Origin of the sequence: Paenirhodobacter ferrireducens (assembly GCF_004022265.1) — a bacterium.
GTDB lineage: Bacteria > Pseudomonadota > Alphaproteobacteria > Rhodobacterales > Rhodobacteraceae > Rhodobacter > Rhodobacter ferrireducens.
The window spans coordinates 178,575-196,311 of sequence record NZ_SAVB01000002.1 but is presented as its reverse complement, the minus strand read 5'-3'; the positions used below and the strand labels follow the sequence as shown (position 1 = coordinate 196,311).

The 17,737-nt window shown below is 68.8% G+C and carries 17 protein-coding genes; 10 read left to right on the top strand and 7 right to left on the bottom strand.

Going from position 1 to position 17,737, the window contains the following annotated elements; genetic code table 11:
• The first annotated feature begins 214 nt into the window (after positions 1–214).
• Positions 215–1,240: an AbrB family transcriptional regulator gene (locus tag EOW65_RS02450; protein ID WP_164879963.1), complete on the top strand. Its 1,026-nt coding sequence runs from the start codon at positions 215–217 to the stop codon at positions 1,238–1,240.
• Between the two features lie 70 nt (positions 1,241–1,310).
• On the opposite strand, the gene EOW65_RS02445 is transcribed toward EOW65_RS02450, so the two are convergent.
• On the bottom strand, positions 1,311–1,865 hold the full coding sequence (locus EOW65_RS02445; protein WP_394342726.1) for a YcbK family protein: 555 nt from the start codon (positions 1,863–1,865) through the stop codon (positions 1,311–1,313).
• A 309-nt stretch (positions 1,866–2,174) separates the two neighbouring features.
• On the opposite strand from EOW65_RS02445, the gene EOW65_RS02440 reads away from it, so the two are divergent.
• Genes EOW65_RS02440 through EOW65_RS02425 form a run of 4 tightly spaced genes read left to right on the top strand, consistent with a single transcriptional unit; the run spans position 2,175 to position 6,440 of the window.
• The gene (locus EOW65_RS02440; protein ID WP_128147413.1) at positions 2,175–3,797 is read left to right on the top strand and encodes a L,D-transpeptidase family protein; all 1,623 of its coding nucleotides are present in this window, start codon (positions 2,175–2,177) and stop codon (positions 3,795–3,797) included.
• A gap of 50 nt (positions 3,798–3,847) precedes the next feature.
• Positions 3,848–4,948 (top strand): UDP-3-O-(3-hydroxymyristoyl)glucosamine N-acyltransferase, encoded by a 1,101-nt coding sequence (locus EOW65_RS02435; RefSeq protein WP_128147412.1) that lies wholly within the window; start codon positions 3,848–3,850, stop codon positions 4,946–4,948.
• A gap of 6 nt (positions 4,949–4,954) precedes the next feature.
• The gene (locus EOW65_RS02430) at positions 4,955–5,233 is read left to right on the top strand and encodes an acyl carrier protein (protein WP_128147411.1); all 279 of its coding nucleotides are present in this window, start codon (positions 4,955–4,957) and stop codon (positions 5,231–5,233) included.
• Between the two features lie 4 nt (positions 5,234–5,237).
• A complete protein-coding gene (locus EOW65_RS02425) occupies positions 5,238–6,440 on the top strand; it encodes a beta-ketoacyl-[acyl-carrier-protein] synthase family protein (protein WP_128147410.1) in 1,203 nt (400 codons plus the stop codon).
• A 63-nt stretch (positions 6,441–6,503) separates the two neighbouring features.
• On the opposite strand, the gene EOW65_RS02420 is transcribed toward EOW65_RS02425, so the two are convergent.
• Entirely contained in the window at positions 6,504–7,196 is a 693-nt protein-coding gene (locus EOW65_RS02420; RefSeq protein WP_128147409.1) for an invasion associated locus B family protein, read from the bottom strand.
• A 452-nt stretch (positions 7,197–7,648) separates the two neighbouring features.
• On the opposite strand from EOW65_RS02420, the gene EOW65_RS02415 reads away from it, so the two are divergent.
• On the top strand, positions 7,649–9,229 hold the full coding sequence (locus tag EOW65_RS02415) for a helicase HerA-like domain-containing protein (protein ID WP_128147408.1): 1,581 nt from the start codon (positions 7,649–7,651) through the stop codon (positions 9,227–9,229).
• Here the strand turns inward: EOW65_RS02415 and EOW65_RS02410 are convergent, their stop codons facing one another.
• Positions 9,230–9,517 (bottom strand): DUF6477 family protein, encoded by a 288-nt coding sequence (locus EOW65_RS02410; protein WP_128147407.1) that lies wholly within the window; start codon positions 9,515–9,517, stop codon positions 9,230–9,232. It lies immediately after the preceding gene.
• A gap of 226 nt (positions 9,518–9,743) precedes the next feature.
• On the opposite strand from EOW65_RS02410, the gene EOW65_RS02405 reads away from it, so the two are divergent.
• Positions 9,744–10,859 carry a DUF6456 domain-containing protein gene (locus EOW65_RS02405; protein ID WP_128147406.1) on the top strand — a complete coding sequence of 372 codons (1,116 nt, stop codon included), beginning with the start codon at positions 9,744–9,746 and terminating at the stop codon, positions 10,857–10,859.
• Positions 10,860–11,014: 155 nt separating this feature from the next.
• On the opposite strand, the gene EOW65_RS02400 is transcribed toward EOW65_RS02405, so the two are convergent.
• Positions 11,015–11,638: a helix-turn-helix domain-containing protein gene (locus EOW65_RS02400; RefSeq protein WP_128147470.1), complete on the bottom strand. Its 624-nt coding sequence runs from the start codon at positions 11,636–11,638 to the stop codon at positions 11,015–11,017.
• Positions 11,639–11,686: 48 nt separating this feature from the next.
• Between EOW65_RS02400 and EOW65_RS02395 the strand changes: the two genes are divergently transcribed.
• The 3 genes from EOW65_RS02395 to EOW65_RS02385 all read left to right on the top strand — a co-directional run bounded on the left by EOW65_RS02395 (position 11,687) and on the right by EOW65_RS02385 (position 15,169).
• The gene (locus EOW65_RS02395; RefSeq protein ID WP_128147405.1) at positions 11,687–13,213 is read left to right on the top strand and encodes a class I adenylate-forming enzyme family protein; all 1,527 of its coding nucleotides are present in this window, start codon (positions 11,687–11,689) and stop codon (positions 13,211–13,213) included.
• Positions 13,210–13,860: a DsbA family oxidoreductase gene (locus tag EOW65_RS02390; protein ID WP_128147404.1), complete on the top strand. Its 651-nt coding sequence runs from the start codon at positions 13,210–13,212 to the stop codon at positions 13,858–13,860. Before EOW65_RS02395 ends, EOW65_RS02390 begins: the two co-directional genes overlap by 4 nt.
• 151 nt (positions 13,861–14,011) lie before the next feature.
• On the top strand, positions 14,012–15,169 hold the full coding sequence (locus EOW65_RS02385; protein ID WP_128147469.1) for a multidrug effflux MFS transporter: 1,158 nt from the start codon (positions 14,012–14,014) through the stop codon (positions 15,167–15,169).
• Between the two features lie 135 nt (positions 15,170–15,304).
• Here EOW65_RS02385 and EOW65_RS02380 read toward each other — a convergent pair whose 3' ends face one another.
• The 3 genes from EOW65_RS02380 to EOW65_RS02370 form a co-directional block, all read right to left on the bottom strand.
• Positions 15,305–15,622 (bottom strand): hypothetical protein, encoded by a 318-nt coding sequence (locus EOW65_RS02380; protein WP_128147403.1) that lies wholly within the window; start codon positions 15,620–15,622, stop codon positions 15,305–15,307.
• Positions 15,623–15,733: 111 nt separating this feature from the next.
• Positions 15,734–15,850, bottom strand: a complete 117-nt coding sequence (locus tag EOW65_RS02375) for a lipoprotein (RefSeq protein ID WP_113900206.1) — start codon at positions 15,848–15,850, stop codon at positions 15,734–15,736.
• On the bottom strand, positions 15,847–17,667 hold the full coding sequence (locus EOW65_RS02370; RefSeq protein ID WP_128147402.1) for an extracellular solute-binding protein: 1,821 nt from the start codon (positions 17,665–17,667) through the stop codon (positions 15,847–15,849). Before EOW65_RS02370 ends, EOW65_RS02375 begins: the two co-directional genes overlap by 4 nt.
• Between the last annotated feature and the right edge of the window lie 70 nt (positions 17,668–17,737).

The following is a 17,737-nucleotide window of genomic DNA, read 5'->3' as shown; positions in this document are numbered from 1 at the left end:
TTCGGTGCGGCCAGATTAGGCGATGGCCCTGACACCACCACCCCTAACGCATGGCAGGCGGGCCCGAAAGCGACGGCAGCGGAGGGGGCGCTTAAAAAATGGGCGGCCGCTGGCCGGCGCCGGGTCCGGCACTCTTCGCCCCGGACGGGGTTTTCCCTTTTGCACTCAAGGCGCTATATCAGGGCGCGTGACAGTTTGCGCAGAAGGGACTGGAATGCGGGAGAAAGCGAAAGCGTTGGTCCTGGCGGTGTTGATCGGCGCGGCGGGGGCCGGGGCTTTCACTGCGCTCGGCGTGCCGGCGGGGGCACTGATCGGAGCGAGCCTTGCGGTGGCACTGGCGGCGGCGGCGAACCTGCCGGTCGACGTGCCGGCCCGGCTGCGCGACGTCGCCTTTTGCGTGATCGGAATCTCACTCGGCTCGGGCATCGACCCCGATATCGGGCACCGGGTGATCGCCTGGGGGCTGAGCCTCGGCTTCCTCGTGCTGTCTCTGATCGTCACGCTGGCCTGCGGCGCGCTCGTGCTGACGCGCGGCTTCGGCTACACACGCGAGACCGCGGTTCTGGCCACAGCCCCGGGCACGATGTCGAACGTGATCGCGCTGGCGCTCGAGGGGCGGGGCGATGTCAACGCGATCATGGTGTTGCAGATCGTGCGGATGCTGGTGCTGGTGGCGCTGGTGCCGCCGCTGGCGACGCTGCTCGACACCGCGCCGGTGGTGCCGGCCGCACGGGCGGCGATGCCGGTTGCGCCTTTCGCCCTGCTGCTGGCGGCGGCCTATGGCCTTGGCTTTCTCGGGCAGCGGCGGGGCGTGCCGGCGGCCTGTCTGCTTGCCGGGCTGGTGCTGAGCGGCGGCGGTCATGCGGCGGGGCTGGTGCAGGGCGCGGCGCCGGCCTGGGCGCTGTTCGCCGGCTTCACCCTGACCGGTGCGACGCTCGGCACCCGGCTGACCTCGGTCGGGCTGGTCGCGATTGTGCGGATGGCGAAGGCGGGGGCTGCGCTCGTTGCCACCACGCTCGCCGTCTCCTTCATCTTCGCGGCGCTGACCTCGGCGGTCACCGGACTGCCGCTCGCCGAGGTCTGGATCGCCTTCGCACCGGGCGGGGTCGAGGCAATGGCAGCGATCGGCCTGTCGCTCGGCTTCGACCCGGCCTATGTCGCGCTCCATCACTTCGTCCGGATCCTGACGCTGATCGTGCTGGTGCCGCTCGCCACCCGGGGAGGGCGGACCGGAGCCTGATCCGGCCGCGTACCGAAACGAAAAAGCGCCGCAAGGGCGGCGCTTTTTTCCGGGCAGCGATGGGGGCGTCTCAGCCGTTCCAGGTGCGGACCTGGCCGCAATCCATGTGCACGAAGTTCGAGCGCATGTACCGGCCGACGCCGCCGGCGTGGCAGGCCGCTGCCGCGGCGTAGATCTGCGGTACCGAGCGCGACTTCAGCCGCAGATCGGCGGCCATGCCTTTCATGTGCAGCGAGTTCTTCGCCACCCCGCGCGAGCGGGCGCGCAGCATCGCGTTGGTCGCCGGCGAGCGATAGCCCGACAGCATCATGTAGGGTTCGCCGGTGTCCATCAGCCGGTGCGAGGCGGCGGCGATGTCGATCGTGCGCGGGTCGATCACGACCTTCTGGTCAGTCCGCCAGTCGCGCATGAAATGGTTGATTTCCTTGAGCGCCTCGGGGACGTACTCGCCCTCGATCCAATAGATCGTGTCGATGCTCTCGCCGGTGCGGCCGGAATACATCTTGATGCGTCGGATATCACCGGCGCCGCGCAGGAAGCCGAAGGCGTTCGATGCGGTCGGCGCGGCCGTGACAGCGGTCGCGGCGAAGGCTGCAAGAAGCCCGCGGCGGGAAAGTGTCGTCATGCTCATATCCAGTTCGCCTGTCCTGTCGTTCGAGGGTGCCGTCATTCGACGTGCGGTTGAGACCTGCCTCCCCCTTACCATGGCACAGTTATGGCACAGCCTCTGTCGCGTTCCAATCGCGGAATCCGGATCAAAAAGCGCAAGGGGGAAAATCGGCAGTTTTCTGCCCAAAATTCTTGCCTGTTGCCCGTCCGTCGCAGTGCTGTGCCTTCGGCGCCGCAGCCGAGGCCGCTTTGTTGCGCAGATCTGGACAGTGCCGGGGTTTTGCAGGACTCTGGGAACATTGATGTTTCAGGGGGAACGGGACAGATGTGGGGTGCGATGCGCGGTGTCGGCGGCGCGGCGCTGCTGGTGGCCTTGATGGCGGGCACGGCGATCGGCGGGACGATGGCGCCAACCGTCACCGACGCGCCGATGATGGATGGCTTCGCGCAAGCGGTGGCCGAGGGCGTGGCGGGTGACGAGAGACTCGCCGCCTTCTATGCCGGGCGCAGCTATGCCCCGATCTGGACCACCGGCGCCGATGCCGACCGCCGCGCGGCGTTTTTTGCCGCGCTCGACAATGCCGGGGCGCATGGCCTGCCGGTCGCGCACTACGATGCCGCGGGACTGCGTGCGCGCTTCGCCTCGATCCGCTCCGAGCGCGAGCGTGGCCTGCTCGAGGCCGACATGTCCCGCACCTGGGCCGCCTATGCGCATGATGTCTCGAACGGCGTGCTCGAACCGAAGAAGATCGATCCGGGGCTGGTGCGCGAGATCCCCCGCCGCGACACCGCCGAGTTGATCGCAGGCTTTGCCGCGGCCGAGGTGCCGGCGCGCTTCCTGCGCGATCTCGCCCCGAACGCGCCGCAATACGCCCAGCTGATGCGCGCACGGCTCAATCTTGCGACGCAGATGACGCAGGGCGGCTGGGGCGCGACGGTGCCGGCGAAGGTGCTGCGCCCGGGCGAAAGCGGGGCGGCGGTGATCGCGCTGCGCCACCGGCTACAGGCGATGGGGTATCTCGGCCGCTCGGCCAGCCCGCGCTATGACGCGGCGCTGCAGAAGGCGGTGCAGCAGTATCAGCTCGACCTCGGTCTCAAGTCCGACGGCGTCGCCGGCGAGGCGACGCTTGCCGAGATCAACCGCAGCCCCGAGGAACGGATGGGCGCGATCCTTGTCGCGATGGAGCGGCTGCGCTGGATGAACGGCATCGACCTTGGCGCGCGCCACATCTGGGTGAACATCACCGATTTCTCCGCCCGCATCGTCGATCACGGCAAGACCACCTTCGAGACGGTGACCGTCGTCGGCCAGAACCAGGCCGACCGCCGCACGCCCGAATTCTCCGATGAGATGGAGATGATGGTGATCAACCCGAGCTGGTCGGTGCCGCGCTCGATCACCGTCAAGGAATATCTGCCGATGATGCAGCGCAACCCGAACGCGGCGGCGCACATCAACCTCGTCGACAGCCGCGGCCGCACCGTGCCGCGCTCGGCGGTGAATTTCGCCGCCTATACCGCAAAGACCTTCCCCTTCGCGATGCGACAGCCGCCATCCGACGGCAATGCGCTCGGCCTGGTGAAGTTCCTGTTCCCGAACCCCTGGAACATCTACCTGCACGACACGCCATCGAAGTCGCTGTTCAGCAAGGACGTGCGCACCTTCAGCCATGGCTGCGTGCGGGTCGGCAAGCCCTTCGAGCTGGCCTATGCGCTGCTTGCGCCGCAGGCGCCCGATCCCGAGGCCTATTTCCAGAGGATCCTCGCCACCGGGCAGGAGACGACGGTTCGGCTGGACACGCCGGTGCCGGTGCATCTGGTCTATTTCACCGCCTGGCCGACGGCGAGCGGGCGGATGGAATATCGCCGTGATGTCTACGGCCGCGATGCGGCGCTCTTTGCCGCGCTCGAGAAGGCAGGGGTGGAATTGCCGGTGCTCCCGAACTAGATCGGGGACGGGCGCTTGCGCCCGCAGGCGATGATTTCGAGGAGGCAAGCATGGCACAGACGGTTGAAACCATTGCGCGGGTACTGAATGCGCGGGCGGAGGGCGATCTGAGCCTGCCGATCGACGGCGCGTCCGAGCCCGCCGCCGCCGGCCCGCGCCAGCTTGCCCTGGCGATGAGCCCGAAATACGCCGATGGTATCCGGGCGGGCGAGGCGCGCGTGGCGCTTCTGTTCGAGGGCGCCGACTGGCGCTCCTACGGGCTTCAGGCCGCGATCTTCGTCGCGCGGCCGCGGCTTGCGATGGCGGGACTGTCGAAGGCCTTCGATCCGGGCCCCGAGATCGCACCCGGCATCCACCCCTCGGCGGTGATCGACGCCAGTGCCGAGATCGGCGAGAATGCGGCGATCGGTCCCTTCGTGATGATCGGGCGCGGCGTGACGATCGGTGCGAACGCCCGGATCGGAGCCCAGGTGGTGATCGCCGAGGGGGCCAGGGTCGGTGCCGACGCGCTGATCCTCTATGGCGCCAAGATCGGCGCGCGGGTGGTGATCGGCGATCGCTTCATCTGTCAGCCCGGTGCGGTGATCGGCGCCGACGGCTTCTCCTTCGTCACGCCGGAGAAATCGGGGGTCGAGGAGATCCGCGAGACGCTCGGCGAACGCGCCCATTTCAACGACCAGCACTGGCACCGCATCCATTCGCTCGGCACCGTCGAGATCGGTGACGATGTCGAACTCGGCGCCAATGCCTGTATCGACCGCGGCACGGTGCGCGCGACCTCGGTCGGGCGCGGCACCAAGATCGACAATCTCGTGCACATCGGCCACAATGTGCAGGTCGGCGAGGATTGCCTGCTGTGCGGTCAGGTCGGCATCGCCGGTTCGACCCGGATCGGCGACCGGGTGGTGCTGGCGGGGCAGGTGGGCGTCTCCGACAACATCTTCATCGGCGATGACGTGATCGCGGGCGGCGCCACCAAGATCCTGTCGAACGCGCCGGCCGGCCGCGTGCTGCTCGGATATCCGGCGATCAACATGAAGACCCATGTCGAGGCCTGGAAAAATATCCGCCGTCTGACGAGATTGTTTGCACAGGTGGCCGAGCTTCGCGAAACTGTTGCAAAGCTGTCCGAGAAGAGGGGCGGAAATTAACGGCAGATGAGGCCAGACGTGCAAGACCAGATCATTTCCATCATCGCCCGCGAGGCGGTGCTCGAGCCTGCGGAGGTGCGCCCCGAGATGACGCTCGAGGAGCTGGGGCTCGACAGCCTCGGTCTCGTCGAGATGATCTTCGCCATCGAGGAGACCTTCGGAGTTTCCGTGCCCTTCAACGCCAACGAGCCGGCGCAGACCGATTTCGACATTTCCTCGGTCGGCGCGATCGTGCGGGCAGTCGAGCGGCTGATCTCCGGGCCTTCGGCGGCGGCGGTTGCCTGAGCCGATGCGGCGCGTTGTCATCACCGGGGCCGGGACGGTCAACGCCCTGGCCCGGGACCTGCCCGGAACCCTTGCGGCCATGGCCGAGGGGCGCACGGGAATCGGGCCGCTCGAACTCGCCGATGTCGAGCGTCTCTCGGTGCAGATCGGGGCGCAGGTGACGGGTTGGGAGCCCGAGGCGCTGTTCGACCGCACGAAGCTTTCCCTCTATGACCGCTTCACGCAATTCGCCCTCGTCGCCGCGGTCGAGGCGATGGCGCAGGCGGGGCTTGCGGCGGTGCCGGGCGATCCGGTCCGCTGGGGCTGCGTGATGGGCACCGCAGGCGGCGGCAACGGCACGGTGAACGACGCCTTCCGCGCCGTCTTTGCCGAGGGCAAGAACCGCGTCCATCCGTTTACCGTGCCGCGGCTGATGAACAACGCCGCCGCCTCGCACATCACCATGGCCTGGGGGCTGATGGGGCCGGCCTTCTCGGTCGCCACCGCCTGTGCGAGTTCGAACCACGCGATCGGTCTCGCATTCCAGATGATCCGCGCCGGCATGGCCGACGGGATGCTGGCGGGCGGCTCGGAAGCAATGCTGACCTTCGGCGGGCTGAAGGCTTGGGAAGGGCTGCGGGTGATGTCGCCCGAGGGCTGTCATCCGTTCAGCCTCGGTCGCACCGGCATGGTGCAGGGCGAGGGCGCCGCCGTCTTCGTGCTCGAGGAATACGAGGCCGCGCGGGCGCGAGGCGCCGAGATCCTCGCCGAGATCCGCGGCTTCGCGATGACCTCGGATGCGGGCGACATCGTCATGCCCTCGGTCGATGGCGCGGCGCGGGCGATGCGCGGCGCGCTTGCCGATGCCGGCATCGCGCCCGGCGAGGTCGGCTACATCAACGCCCATGGCACCGGCACTGCGGCGAACGACCGCACCGAGGCCGCGGCGATCCGCGCGGTCTTTGGTGAGGCACCGCCGCCCGTCTCCTCGACCAAGGCGATGCACGGGCATTGCATCGGCGCGACCGGGGCGATCGAGATGATCGCCTGTCTGCTCGCGTTGCGCGACGGAGTGCTGGCGCCGACTCTCGGTTTTCAGGCGCCCGATCCCGACTGCCCGCTCGACGTGGTGCCGAACGCGGCGCGCAAGGCCGATGTCCCGGTTGCAATGTCGAACGCCTTCGCCTTCGGCGGGCTGAACGCAGTGCTGGTGCTGAGCCGGGGATGAAACGGAAAACGCCTCCCCGAGGGGAGGCGTTTCAAACCCTTGCGGGCCAGCTGCAGACGCAGCTCACTGCTTCTTGGGCTCGACCACGGTGGCGGTGCTGGTCTTCGTCACAGCCTCATAGGCAGCGGTGAAGCCCTTGAGCGAGATCGCCACGGTGACCGGGTGATCGGGCGCAGCGACCGGGACCACCGTCATCGACACCTTGTTGCCCTTCTTGAAGGTGGCAAGTTCCTCGGCAGTCAGGCCGACGCGCGCGAAGCAGCCCACCGGCGCGCAGAAGGTGAAGGGATAGGAGCGCGGCTCGTTGGCGTCGATCTTCAGCACCACGCCCTGCGTCAGCAGCGTCTCGAGCGGGGTCATGATCGTCGCGCCGGCCACGGCCTTGGCGCTGCCGGCCAGAGCCACCAACGAGATGTCGGCGACGTTGTTGCCCTTCTCGTCCTTCAACAGCTGGTACATCTGGCACGGATCGTTGCCGTCCTCGGTGTGGACGCATTGCAGCGACCAGTCATCGAAGGTCTTGGCGATATAGGTCGAGCCGGGGCCATCGGGCTTCTTGTCGGCGGCCGGGGCCTGGGCCGGGGCAGGGGGCTGCGCCGCGGCATCGCCGGCGGCGGGGGCCGTCGCAGCCGGAGCCTCGGCCGCCTGGGGGGGCGTCGCGGCGCCGTCGGTCGCGGTGGCGTCCTGCGCGAAGGCTGCCGGGGCGGCAAGGCCCAGGACCAATGCGATCGCGAGGTGTTTCGTCAGCTCAGTCATTTTTGCCTTCCATGCTGAACAGGTGTCACCGCGCCATTAGCACGCCGGCTCGCGGCTGTCAGCGGGCAAAACTGCGCTGAGGCGGTCCGGGCGGCGGCAGCGCATTACAGTTGCGTGAACAGCGGGTGATGCCGGAGACAGAAGAAAAGGGCCCCGAATGTGGAGCCCTTTTCATTTTTCCCCCTGTCGGACCGGCCGACTTTGTCATTGGGAGGAACGCTAAAACGGAACGAAAATTTCGTCAACAGTCAAATGACGGTTCTGTAAACACCTGTTTTCGTGAAAGAATGCTGCACCGGAACGGCTGCGGCCAGTCCAACGGAGAGAACAGTCCTGACGCGGCCGCAAGTCGCTGCCGGGCAGGTTCGGGCTGGCACCGAGAGGTTAAATTTGTATTCTGCCCGGTAACGATGGTGCGCGCCCCGGCCGGGGCGCTGGCGTGTGAGGGACGGATGACGGGTGTTCTGACCGAGGCGGGGATCTTTGTCGGCGGCGGCGGCGAGGGGCATGCGCAGCCACAGCAGTTGCTGCTGAAATACGGCAACCGGCACGGGCTGGTGGCGGGGGCCACCGGCACCGGCAAGACCGTGACGCTGCAGGTACTGGCCGAGGCCTTCTCGGCCGCCGGCGTGCCGGTCTTCATGGCCGATGTGAAGGGCGATCTGGCCGGCATCGCGATGCCGGGCACGGCCGCGGGCAAGCTGCACGCGGCCTTTGCCGCCCGCGCCGCGACGATCGGCTATGACCTTGCCTATCGCGATTTTCCGGTCACCTTCTGGGATCTCTTCGGCGAGCAGGGGCACCCGGTGCGGACCACGGTCTCGGACATGGGGCCCTTGCTGCTGTCGCGCCTGCTTGGCCTGACCGAGGCGCAGGAGGGGGTGCTGAACATCGCCTTCCACGTCGCCGACAGCGAGGGGCTCGCGCTGCTCGACATGGCGGACCTGCGGGCGATGCTGGTGAATGTGGGCGAGCGCGCCGACGAGCTGTCGCTGCGCTACGGCAATGTCGCGCCGCAATCGGTGGGCGCGATCCAGCGCGCGCTGCTGGTCCTCGAAAACCAGGGTGCGGTGAAATTCTTCGGCGAGCCGGCGCTTGATCTCGCCGACATGATGATCCCGGCGCCCGACGGGCGCGGCCGGGTCAACGTGCTGGCCGCCGACAGGCTGATGGGCAGCCCGCGGCTCTACGCCACCTTCCTGCTCTGGCTGCTGTCGGAACTCTTCGAGCAGCTGCCCGAGGTGGGCGATCCGGAAAAGCCGAAATTCGTCTTCTTCTTCGACGAGGCGCATCTTCTCTTCGACGACGCGCCGAAGGCGCTGGTCGACAAGGTCGAGCAGGTCGCGCGGCTGATCCGCTCGAAGGGGGTGGGGGTCTATTTCGTCACCCAGAACCCGGCGGACGTGCCCGAGGACATCCTCGGGCAGCTTGGCAACCGGGTGCAGCACGCGCTGCGCGCCTTCACTGCCCGCGACCAGAAGGATCTGAAGCGCGCCGCCGAGAACTACCGTGCCAACCCGCGCTTCGACACCGAAGACGCGATCCGCGAGGTCGGCACCGGCGAGGCGGTGACCTCCTTCCTCGAGGCGAAGGGCGTGCCCGGCATGGTCGAGCGCACCCTGGTGCGCCCGCCGCAATCGCGCCTTGGCCCGCTGACGCCCGAGGAGCGCCGCGCGATTCTGGCCGCCTCGCCCTTCGGGCTGAAATACGACAAGGTCATCGACCGCGAGTCGGCCTATGAAATCCTGACCGCGCGCGCGGCCGCCGCCGCACAGGATGCGGCCGAGGCCGAGGAGAAGGCCGCGCAGGACAAGGCCGCGACGGCCGACGCGGCGCGCGAGTTCCGCAATGCCCGCCGCTATGACGGCGGCGGCAGCGACAAGACGGCCAGGACCGCGCCGCGGCGCAACTCCTCCGCCCGCAACGACAGCCTGCTCGAGACCTTCGGCAAGAGCCTGGTGCGCCAGCTTGGCACCAAGGCCGGGCAGCAGATCGTGCGCGGTGTGCTCGGCACGCTGTTTCGCGCCCGCTGATCAGGCGCCGGGACGCGGCAGAAGCCGCGCCTCGGCCATCATCGCGATCAACAACTCGATGTGGCGCGCCAGGCTGTACTGCGCGCCCCCCTCGCGCCGATGCGCCTCGAGCGTCGCCTCTTCGGCAATCAGCGCGCGCAGCGCCGCCTCGGGGGGGGGCGCCTCGGCAAGCCGCATCAGCCGCTTCAGATCGCGCGCGCGGTTGTACTCGCCCTGGCCACAGCGCGCGGCGCGGATCAGCAGACGCGGCCGGCGCAGCGCGGCGATACTGTCGTGAAGGTCGGTCATGGCAGATCCCCCGTGCAAAGACCAGAGTAGCATCACTCAACCTATACGGGTGTTGCGCGAAGCCCCGCAGAACCGCGCGGCCCATATGGAAATCTTTAGAATTTTTAAAGAAATCTGGGGGTCGCCCGAGTTATTAACGAACGGGTAATCAAAGCAACCCACGGTTGTTACCGACGAAACGGCGGCAGGGCGACGGCGCCTGCGCCGCGCCGATCCGGGGGAAGACATGACGACGACCAGCCCGGCCCTGGCACCGCTTCCGGCATGGCTGCCGGACCATGCGCGGCTCTATCTGCGCCATGTCGAGGAGGGGATCCCGCTGCGTGCGCTGGCGCGGGCCGAGGGCTGTCACGCCTCGACGGTGCTGCGCCGCGTGCGCCAGGTCGAGGCGCGCCGGGACGACCCGCTGGTCGACGAGGCGCTGGCGCGGCTCGGGCATGGCTCCGCTTTCGTCGGGACGGCCGTTCATCGAAAGGACGAGACCGAGATGACCGCACCGATCCGCCCTGCGGGCCTGCCCGCGGACGAGGAGCTTGTGGCGCGCGAGGGGCGCCGGATCCTGCGCCGCCTCGCCGAACCCTCGGCGCTGCTGCTCATCGCCGATGACATGGACAAGGCCGTGGTGCTGCGCGGCACGGTCCGTACCGCGGTGACCGAACGCGCGCTGGCCCGGGTCTTCGCGCTGAAGGACTGGATCCAGCTGCACCGCGCCGGCCGGGTGACGAGCTATGAGATCACCGTTGCCGGGCGCGCCGCGCTGAAGCGGATGATCGAGGAGGAGACCCTCGCACGCGGCCTGCCGGGCGGAGAGGCGGCAGGCTCGGTCTTTGCCGGCCAGCATCGCGACTGGGGCGAGCGCGCGGTGCCCGAGGCCACGGGGCAGACGCGGCGGCTGCGCGCCAACCTCGCCGAAAGCCCGCTCGCGGTGCTGGCGCGACGGCGCGACGCGCAGGGGCAGCCCTTTCTCGGCCCGGAGCTGGTCGCGGCGGGCGAGCGGCTGCGCGAGGATTTCGAACTCGCCCAGATCGGCCCGCGTGTGGCACAGAACTGGGAACGGTTTCTCACCTGTGGCGAGCGCGCGGGCTATCGCCCGGATCTCGGCCCGGGCTCCGGCGGCTCCGACCGCGCCCGCGAACGCCTCGCCGCGGCGCTGCGCGACCTCGGCCCGGGGCTCGGCGACATGGTGCTGCGCTGCTGCTGCTTTCTCGAGGGGCTCGAGGCCGCCGAGCGGCGGTTGGGCTGGTCGGCGCGATCGGGCAAGATCGTGCTGCGCATCGCGCTGATGCGGCTCAAGCGCCATTACGACGAGACCTGTGGCGGCACCTCGCCGCTGATCGGCTGAACGGCCCGGAGGCGGGCAGGGGGCGCTGCCCCTCACCCCCGGGATATTTGAGGCAACTGGAAGCCAAAGCCCCTTTGCGCTTTCTCCTTGCCCAAAATACCTCGGGGGTGAATTGGCGTAGCCAAGAGGGGGCAGCGCCCCCTGTCTGTCTCGGCTCAGACGAGCGAGGTCACCCAGAGCACCGTCGCATCCTCATGGCTGACCGACACGAGGTTGTGGCCCATGCTCGCGTCGTAATAGGCGCTGTCGCCGCGCTTGAGCTCCTGCGGCTCGTAGAACTCGGTGTAAAGCCGGACGATGCCGGTGAGGACATAGAGGAATTCCTCGCCGTCATGGCGCACCCAGCCGTGGAATTCCTCGAAGCTGCGCGCCCGGATGCGTGCGCGATAGGGCAGCATCTGCTTGTTGCGCAGCGCATTCGCCAGAAGCTCGTGCTCGTAGGTCGTGGTCAGATGCGCCACGCCCTCGCCCGCGCGGGTCACCGCCATCCGCCCCGTCACCTGCCCCTTCGAGGGCGGGGTGAAGAGCTGCGGCACCGAGATCGCCAGCCCCTCGGCGAGCTTCTTCAGTGCCTCGTAGGTCGGCGACATCTGCCCGTTCTCGATCTTCGAGAGGGTCGAACGGGCGAGCCCCGCCTGCGCCGCCGCCTGTTCGAGCGTCCAGCCGCGGGCCTTGCGCAGCTCGCGCACGCGGGCGGCGAGGTCGACGGGTTCGGGCACCACTTCCTCGCCGCTCTCGCGCGCGATGCGGATGATCTTCGCGTGTTCGATCTCGCCCATGGCGGCCTCCGGCTTGCAACCCCGCTGCACGCGGCGTAGCAGGAAGCCATGCTCTCTGTCCATGCTTCCTCCTTTGCAGACCCCGCGCCCCCGTCCTTCAACATGGCGGCCCATGTGCTGGCGCCCGCGGCCGAGCGCGCCGATCGCTCGGCGCTGCAGATCCTCAGCCCGACCGGGGCCGAGCGCTGGTCCTGGGCGCGGCTCGAGGCGGCGGTGCGCGGCGCGGGCACGGGGTTCCTGAACGCCGGGCTGGTGCCGGGCGACCGGGTGCTGTTGCGGCTTGGCAATACGCCCGAGTTTCCGGTGGCCTATCTCGGCGCCATCGCGGTCGGGCTGGTGCCGGTGCCGACCTCGCCGCAGCTGACGGCGGGCGAGATCACCAAGATGGCGGTGCAGGTCGCCCCGGCGGCGATCGTCGCGGGCGAGGGGATCGCGCTGCCCGAGAGCCCCGCGCGGGTGATCGGCGAGGCCGAGCTGCGCGGCTTCGAGGCGCTCGCCCCCTGTGTCTGGGAGATGGGCGCTCCCGACCGGCTGGCCTATATCGTCTTCACCTCGGGCACCTCGGGCCAGCCACGGGCGGTGATGCATGCGCATCGCGCGATCTGGGCGCGGCGGATGATGCATGCGGGCTGGTACGGGCTGACGCCCGCGGACCGGATCCTGCACGCCGGCGCCTTCAACTGGACCTACACGCTCGGCACCGGGCTGATGGACCCCTGGTCGGTCGGCGCCACCGCGCTGATCCCGGCGCCCGGCGTGCCGGTGCAGGCGCTGCCGTTGTTGCTGCGCCGCTTCGACGCGACGATCTTTGCCGCCGCGCCGGGGGTTTACCGGCAGATGTTGAAACATCACGCGACGATCGACCTACCCCGGCTGCGGCACGGTCTCAGCGCCGGCGAGGCGCTGCCCGCGCTCACCCGGCAGCACTGGCGCGAGGCGACCGGCACCGAGATCTACGAGGCGCTCGGCATGTCGGAATGCTCGACCTTCGTCTCGGGCGCGCCGGGGCATCCGGCGCCCGAGGGCTGTGCGGGCTGGCCGCAGGAGGGGCGCACCCTCGCCGTGCTGGACCCCGAGGGCGTGCCGGTGCCGCGCGGCACCCCCGGCACGCTCGCCGTGCACCGCACCGATCCGGGGCTGTTCCTCGGCTACATGGGCGCACCCGAGGAGACCGCCGCGCGCTTCAGCGCCGATGGGGAGTGGTTCCTCACCGGCGACACGGTGACGATGACCCCGGCCGGTGCGATCCGCTACGAGGGGCGCGCCGATGACATGATGAATGCGGGCGGCTTCCGTGTCAGCCCGCTCGAGGTCGAGGCGGCGATGGCCATCTGCCCGGAGGCGGGGGAAGTCGCGGCCGTCGAGATCCGGGTCAGCGCCGAGGCGAGCGTGATCGCCCTTGCCCATACCGGCGCCGCGACGCCCGGGGCGCTTGCCGCCCATGCCGGCGCCACGCTGGCCCGCTACAAGCAGCCCCGCCTGTTCCGCGCCGTTGCCGAGCTGCCGCGCAACCGCAACGGCAAGATCGACCGCCGCGCCCTGCGCGATGCCTGGCCCAAGGAGCCCGACGCATGATCCCGCTCGACATCTTCGCCGACCCCGTCTGCCCCTGGTGCCTGATCGGCAAGGCCAATCTCGACCGCGCACTCGAGGCGCGGCCGGGCCATCCCTTCGTGCTGGCCTGGCATCCGTTCCGGCTCGATCCGACGATGCCCCCGGGTGGCATGGCGCGCGGCGACTACATGCGCGCGAAGTTCGGGGCCGAGGCCGACACTATCGACATTCCGGTGCTCGAAGCCGCGCGGCGGGCCGGGGTCACGCTGGACCTGACCGCCATCGCCCGGGTGCCGAATACGCTCGATGCGCACCGGCTGCTGCACTGGGCGGGGATCGAGGGGCGGCAGACCCCGGTGATGTCGGCGCTGATGCGCGCCTTCTGGCGCGAGGGGCGCGACATCGGTGCGCCCGAGGTTCTGGCCGGGATCGCCGAGGCCGCGGGGATGGACCGGGCGCTGGTCATGCGGCTCCTTGCCAGCGATGCCGATCGCGACGAGGTGCTTGCCCGCGAGGCCCATGCGCGCGAGCGCGGCATCCGCGCCGTGCCGAGCTTCATCATCGGCAACCAGCACATGGTCGAGGGCGCGCAGCCGGTCGAGACCTGGCTTGCGGTGATCGACGAGCTTGCGGCCGCCCCGCAAGCCGATCCCGAAGCTGAGCACTGACGCACAGCCCCCTGCGCGATCCCGCGCGGCGCGGGGCTGGCATTCCCGCGCAAGGGGGCTATGGTCGGCGCGAACCTGAAAGGCCCCTCCCGTGACCCAGTCCCCTGTTCCCGCACCTGTGCGCACCCTGTCGCTGCCCGAATTCGTGGCGATGCTCGCCTCGCTCACCGCCACCGTCGCCTTCTCGATCGATGCGATGCTGCCCGTGCTGCCCGAGATCGCCGCGACGCTCTCGCCCGGGGACGTGAACCGCGCCCAGCTGGTGCTGACCGTCTTCGTGCTCGGCATGGGGCTTGGCACCTTCTTCGTCGGGCCGATCTCGGACGCGATCGGGCGCAAGCGCACGATCACCGGCGGCATCGTGATCTATGTGGTGGGGGCGCTCGCCGCCGCCTGGTCGCAGAGCCTCGAGATGCTGCTGATCGCGCGTTTCGTGCAGGGGATCGGCGCCTCGGGGCCGCGGATCGTGCCGATGGCGCTGGTGCGCGATCTTTACGCCGGGCGCGAGATGGCGAAGATCACCTCCTTCATCATGATGCTCTTCATCCTGGTGCCGGCGCTGGCGCCGACGATCGGCGGGGCGATCGCCGCGGTCTTCGGCTGGCGCGGCATCTTCGGCGCCTTCCTGGTGTTCGGCGTGCTCGGCGTGCTCTGGGTGAACCTGCGCCAGCCCGAGACCCTGCCGCCCGAGCGTCGCCGCCCCTTCGTGCCGGGCGCGCTGCTCTCGGGCGCGCGCGAGGTGCTGTCGGATCGCGACGTGCGGCTTTACACGGCGATCCTCGCGCTCGGCTTCGGGCAGATGTTCTCGGTGCTGTCCTCCTCGCAGCAGCTCTACGCCGCCTATGGCGTGCACGAGACCTTCCCGCTGTGGTTCGGCGCGGTGGCAATCTTGGCCGGCACCGGCTCGGTCTTCAACGCGCGCTTCGTGATGCGGCTCGGCATGCGGCGGATCGTGCGCGGAGCCTATCTGATGCAGGTGTGCCTCTCGGCGCTGATGCTGGCGGCGCTGCTGGCGGGCCTTGTGACCCCGGCGGGCGGGCTGCTCGCGGTCTTCGCCTGGAACGTGTCGGTGTTCTTCATCGCCGGCCTCACCTTCGGCAACCTGAATGCGCTGGCGATGCAGAAGATGGGGCACCTGGCCGGCATGACCGCCTCGGTCGTCACGGCGCTCTCGACGGTGGGCGCGGTGTCGATCGCGGCCCCGGTCGGGCTGATGTTCGATGGCACGGCGCGGCCGGTGGTGATCGCCACGCTGATCTGCTCGGGCCTTGCCTGGGCGCTGATGGGGCGCACCGACGATCAGATCTGAGAGGCGCGCGCGCTCGTTCCGGCACAGATACGATGGCACGCACTGCGCCAACGCCCCGCTTCCAATTGCCGAAAATATCCCGGGGGTAAATTTTGCCGTCAGGCAAAAGAGGGGGCAGCGCCCCCTGCCTTCGTCTTACTCGTTGTCGCCAAAGCGCGAATCGTCGTCGTACTCATCCTCGCCCTCAGGCACGAACTTCTCCGACAGCAGGATCGAGTGGTTGTCGTGCAGCGGGTCCATGACGACATCCGAGGGCAGCTCGCCCGTCAGCCAGTCACGGATCTCATCGCGGGCCTCGGCCGGGTCCTGCCCGGTCAGCTCGGCGATATAGCTGATGAAGGCGCGCTGGTCACCGTCGATCTCGTCAAGCCGGTCTTCCTCGGCATCGGGCCAGCGGTTCTGGATCGCCTCATAGAAGGCGCTCCAGTTGTCCTGAACATGGTGCCATTTCATCTCAGTCTCCTTCCCGGCGCAAACCCTCCCGCGCCCGCCTCAACATTGCGCTTCAACGGGGCGGGAGAAAAGGCCTTTCTCCTGTTTCGATTGTCGCGGAACGGAGCCCGCTCAGAACCAGCTCTGCACCGTCCGGGCACCGCCCGAGACGTCCTCGCCGACACCGGCGACCGTGTTGCACCCGGTCAGGGCGACCGCAAGTGCGGTCAGAAGGATCAGCTTCTTCATTGCTCTGCCTCATACCACCAGACTTCGGGCTGAAAGCCCGGCCAGTCCCCATATAGCGGAAGTCTTTCGGGAAAGTGAAGGTTGCAGTCATGGGCAATGCGGGAGATCGGCGCATACCAGCCGGGGATGACGTAGCGCCCCGCCGTCAGCACCCGGTCGAGGGCGCGCACCGCGGCGGTGAAATCCTCGGGCGTGCGCGCCTCGAGCATGGCACGCACCATCGCCTCGGCGGCGGGGGCGTTCATCCCCATCCAGTTGCGCGAGCCGGGCTCGCCGACCCCGCGTGCGCCCCAATACAGCATCTGCTCGTTGCCCGGGCTGAGCGAGAGGGCGCGGGTGTACCAGGCCATGCCGAAGTCATAGGTGTTGGTGCGCGCCTGATATTGCGCATCGTCGACCGTCGTCACCTTCGGGAAGATGCCGATCCGGCGCAACGCCTCGACATAGATGTCGACGATCGACTGGGTCTCGGCCGCGCCCTGCTGCAGCACGATCTCGAAGCTGAAGGGCGCGCCCGCGGCGTCTTTCAGCACGCCATCCGCACCCACGCTCCAGCCCGCCTCCTCGAGCAGCTTCATTGCCTTGCGGCTGTTCTTGCGGTTCAGTTCGCGGCCGTCCGACACCGGCAGGGCATAGCCCTCGAGCGTGCCGGGCGGCAGGCTTGCGGCAAAGGGGGCCAGCAGTGCCGCGACCTTGCCCTCGGCCGGGCCCGGGCGCATCGCCAGATCCGAATTCGCGAAATAGGAGGTGATACGCGGCTCGCGGCCGCCGTTCAGCGTGGCGTTGATGAATTCGAAATTGAAGACGTCGATCATCGCCTCGCGCACGCGCCAGTCGGCAAAGACCGGCAGGCGGGTGTTCATCACCAGCCCGGAAATCCCCGAGGGCCGCCGGTGCGGGATCTCGGACAGCACCACGCGCCCGTCGCGCACCGCTGGGAAATCGTAGTCGCGCGCCCATTTCGCGGCGTTCGTCTCGCGGAAGGTGTCGGTCTCGCCGCCCTTGAAGGCCTCGAAGACCACGCCGCCGTCGCCGAAGTAATCCCATCGCATCTCGTCGAGATTGAAGCGGCCGCGGTTCAGGGGCAGATCCTTGCCCCACCAGTCGGGGTTGCGGCGCAGCGTGATGAAGCGCCCGGTCTCGACCCGGTCGATGACATAGGGGCCTGAGCCCACCGGCGCGACCTGCGTCGCCTGGGCGAAGTCCTTGCCTTCCCATTGCGCCTTTTCCAGCACCGGCCGCATCCCCATCAGAAGCGCCAGCTCCCGGTCGGGCTCGGTGAAGGTGATGCGCAGGCTGCGCGGGCCGGTCTGCTCGATCGACTTCACCTTGCGCCAGGCGTTCTGATAGCGCGGATGGCCCTCGGTGCCGAGGGTCTGATAGGACCAGATCACATCCTCGACCGTCACCGGCCGGCCGTCCGAGAACCGCGCCTCGGGGCGCAGGGTGAAGGCGACCCAGCTGCGCGCCGCGTCGGTCTCGACGCTTTCGGCGAGGAGGCCATAGAGGGTGAAGGGCTCGTCGATCGAGCGGTCCATCAGCGATTCGGTCACGAAAGTGGCAATCCCCTGCGCCGGCCGCCCCTTGAGGATCCACGGATTGAGCGAATCGAAGCTGCCGGATTCACCGAAACGGATGCGGCCGCCCTTCGGCGCGTCGGGGTTCGCATAGGGCAGGTGGGTGAAACCCGCGGGCAGGGCAGGCGCGCCATACATCGCGATCGCCGGCACGGGCTCGGCTGCGGCCGGCCCTGCAAATACAGGGAGAAAGGCGAGCGCCGCCGCTCCGAGATGGCGGAAAAAGACAGATCGCATCATCGCAACAATCCCCGGTTTGCCTGTATTTTCAGGCGGCAAGCTAACGATGCTGAGACGGGGGCGCAAACTT

Bases quoted from the DNA above. Each gene is read 5' to 3' on its own strand.
- EOW65_RS02450 (WP_164879963.1), top strand. From the start codon at position 215: ATGCGGGAGAAAGCGAAAGCGTTGGTCCTGGCGGTGTTGATCGGCGCG.
- EOW65_RS02445 (WP_394342726.1), bottom strand. From the start codon at position 1,865: ATGACGACACTTTCCCGCCGCGGGCTTCTTGCAGCCTTCGCCGCGACC.
- EOW65_RS02440 (WP_128147413.1), top strand. From the start codon at position 2,175: ATGTGGGGTGCGATGCGCGGTGTCGGCGGCGCGGCGCTGCTGGTGGCC.
- EOW65_RS02435 (WP_128147412.1), top strand. From the start codon at position 3,848: ATGGCACAGACGGTTGAAACCATTGCGCGGGTACTGAATGCGCGGGCG.
- EOW65_RS02430 (WP_128147411.1), top strand. From the start codon at position 4,955: ATGAGGCCAGACGTGCAAGACCAGATCATTTCCATCATCGCCCGCGAG.
- EOW65_RS02425 (WP_128147410.1), top strand. From the start codon at position 5,238: ATGCGGCGCGTTGTCATCACCGGGGCCGGGACGGTCAACGCCCTGGCC.
- EOW65_RS02420 (WP_128147409.1), bottom strand. From the start codon at position 7,196: ATGACTGAGCTGACGAAACACCTCGCGATCGCATTGGTCCTGGGCCTT.
- EOW65_RS02415 (WP_128147408.1), top strand. From the start codon at position 7,649: ATGACGGGTGTTCTGACCGAGGCGGGGATCTTTGTCGGCGGCGGCGGC.
- EOW65_RS02410 (WP_128147407.1), bottom strand. From the start codon at position 9,517: ATGACCGACCTTCACGACAGTATCGCCGCGCTGCGCCGGCCGCGTCTG.
- EOW65_RS02405 (WP_128147406.1), top strand. From the start codon at position 9,744: ATGACGACGACCAGCCCGGCCCTGGCACCGCTTCCGGCATGGCTGCCG.
- EOW65_RS02400 (WP_128147470.1), bottom strand. From the start codon at position 11,638: ATGGGCGAGATCGAACACGCGAAGATCATCCGCATCGCGCGCGAGAGC.
- EOW65_RS02395 (WP_128147405.1), top strand. From the start codon at position 11,687: ATGCTCTCTGTCCATGCTTCCTCCTTTGCAGACCCCGCGCCCCCGTCC.
- EOW65_RS02390 (WP_128147404.1), top strand. From the start codon at position 13,210: ATGATCCCGCTCGACATCTTCGCCGACCCCGTCTGCCCCTGGTGCCTG.
- EOW65_RS02385 (WP_128147469.1), top strand. From the start codon at position 14,012: ATGCTCGCCTCGCTCACCGCCACCGTCGCCTTCTCGATCGATGCGATG.
- EOW65_RS02380 (WP_128147403.1), bottom strand. From the start codon at position 15,622: ATGAAATGGCACCATGTTCAGGACAACTGGAGCGCCTTCTATGAGGCG.
- EOW65_RS02375 (WP_113900206.1), bottom strand. From the start codon at position 15,850: ATGAAGAAGCTGATCCTTCTGACCGCACTTGCGGTCGCCCTGACCGGG.
- EOW65_RS02370 (WP_128147402.1), bottom strand. From the start codon at position 17,667: ATGATGCGATCTGTCTTTTTCCGCCATCTCGGAGCGGCGGCGCTCGCC.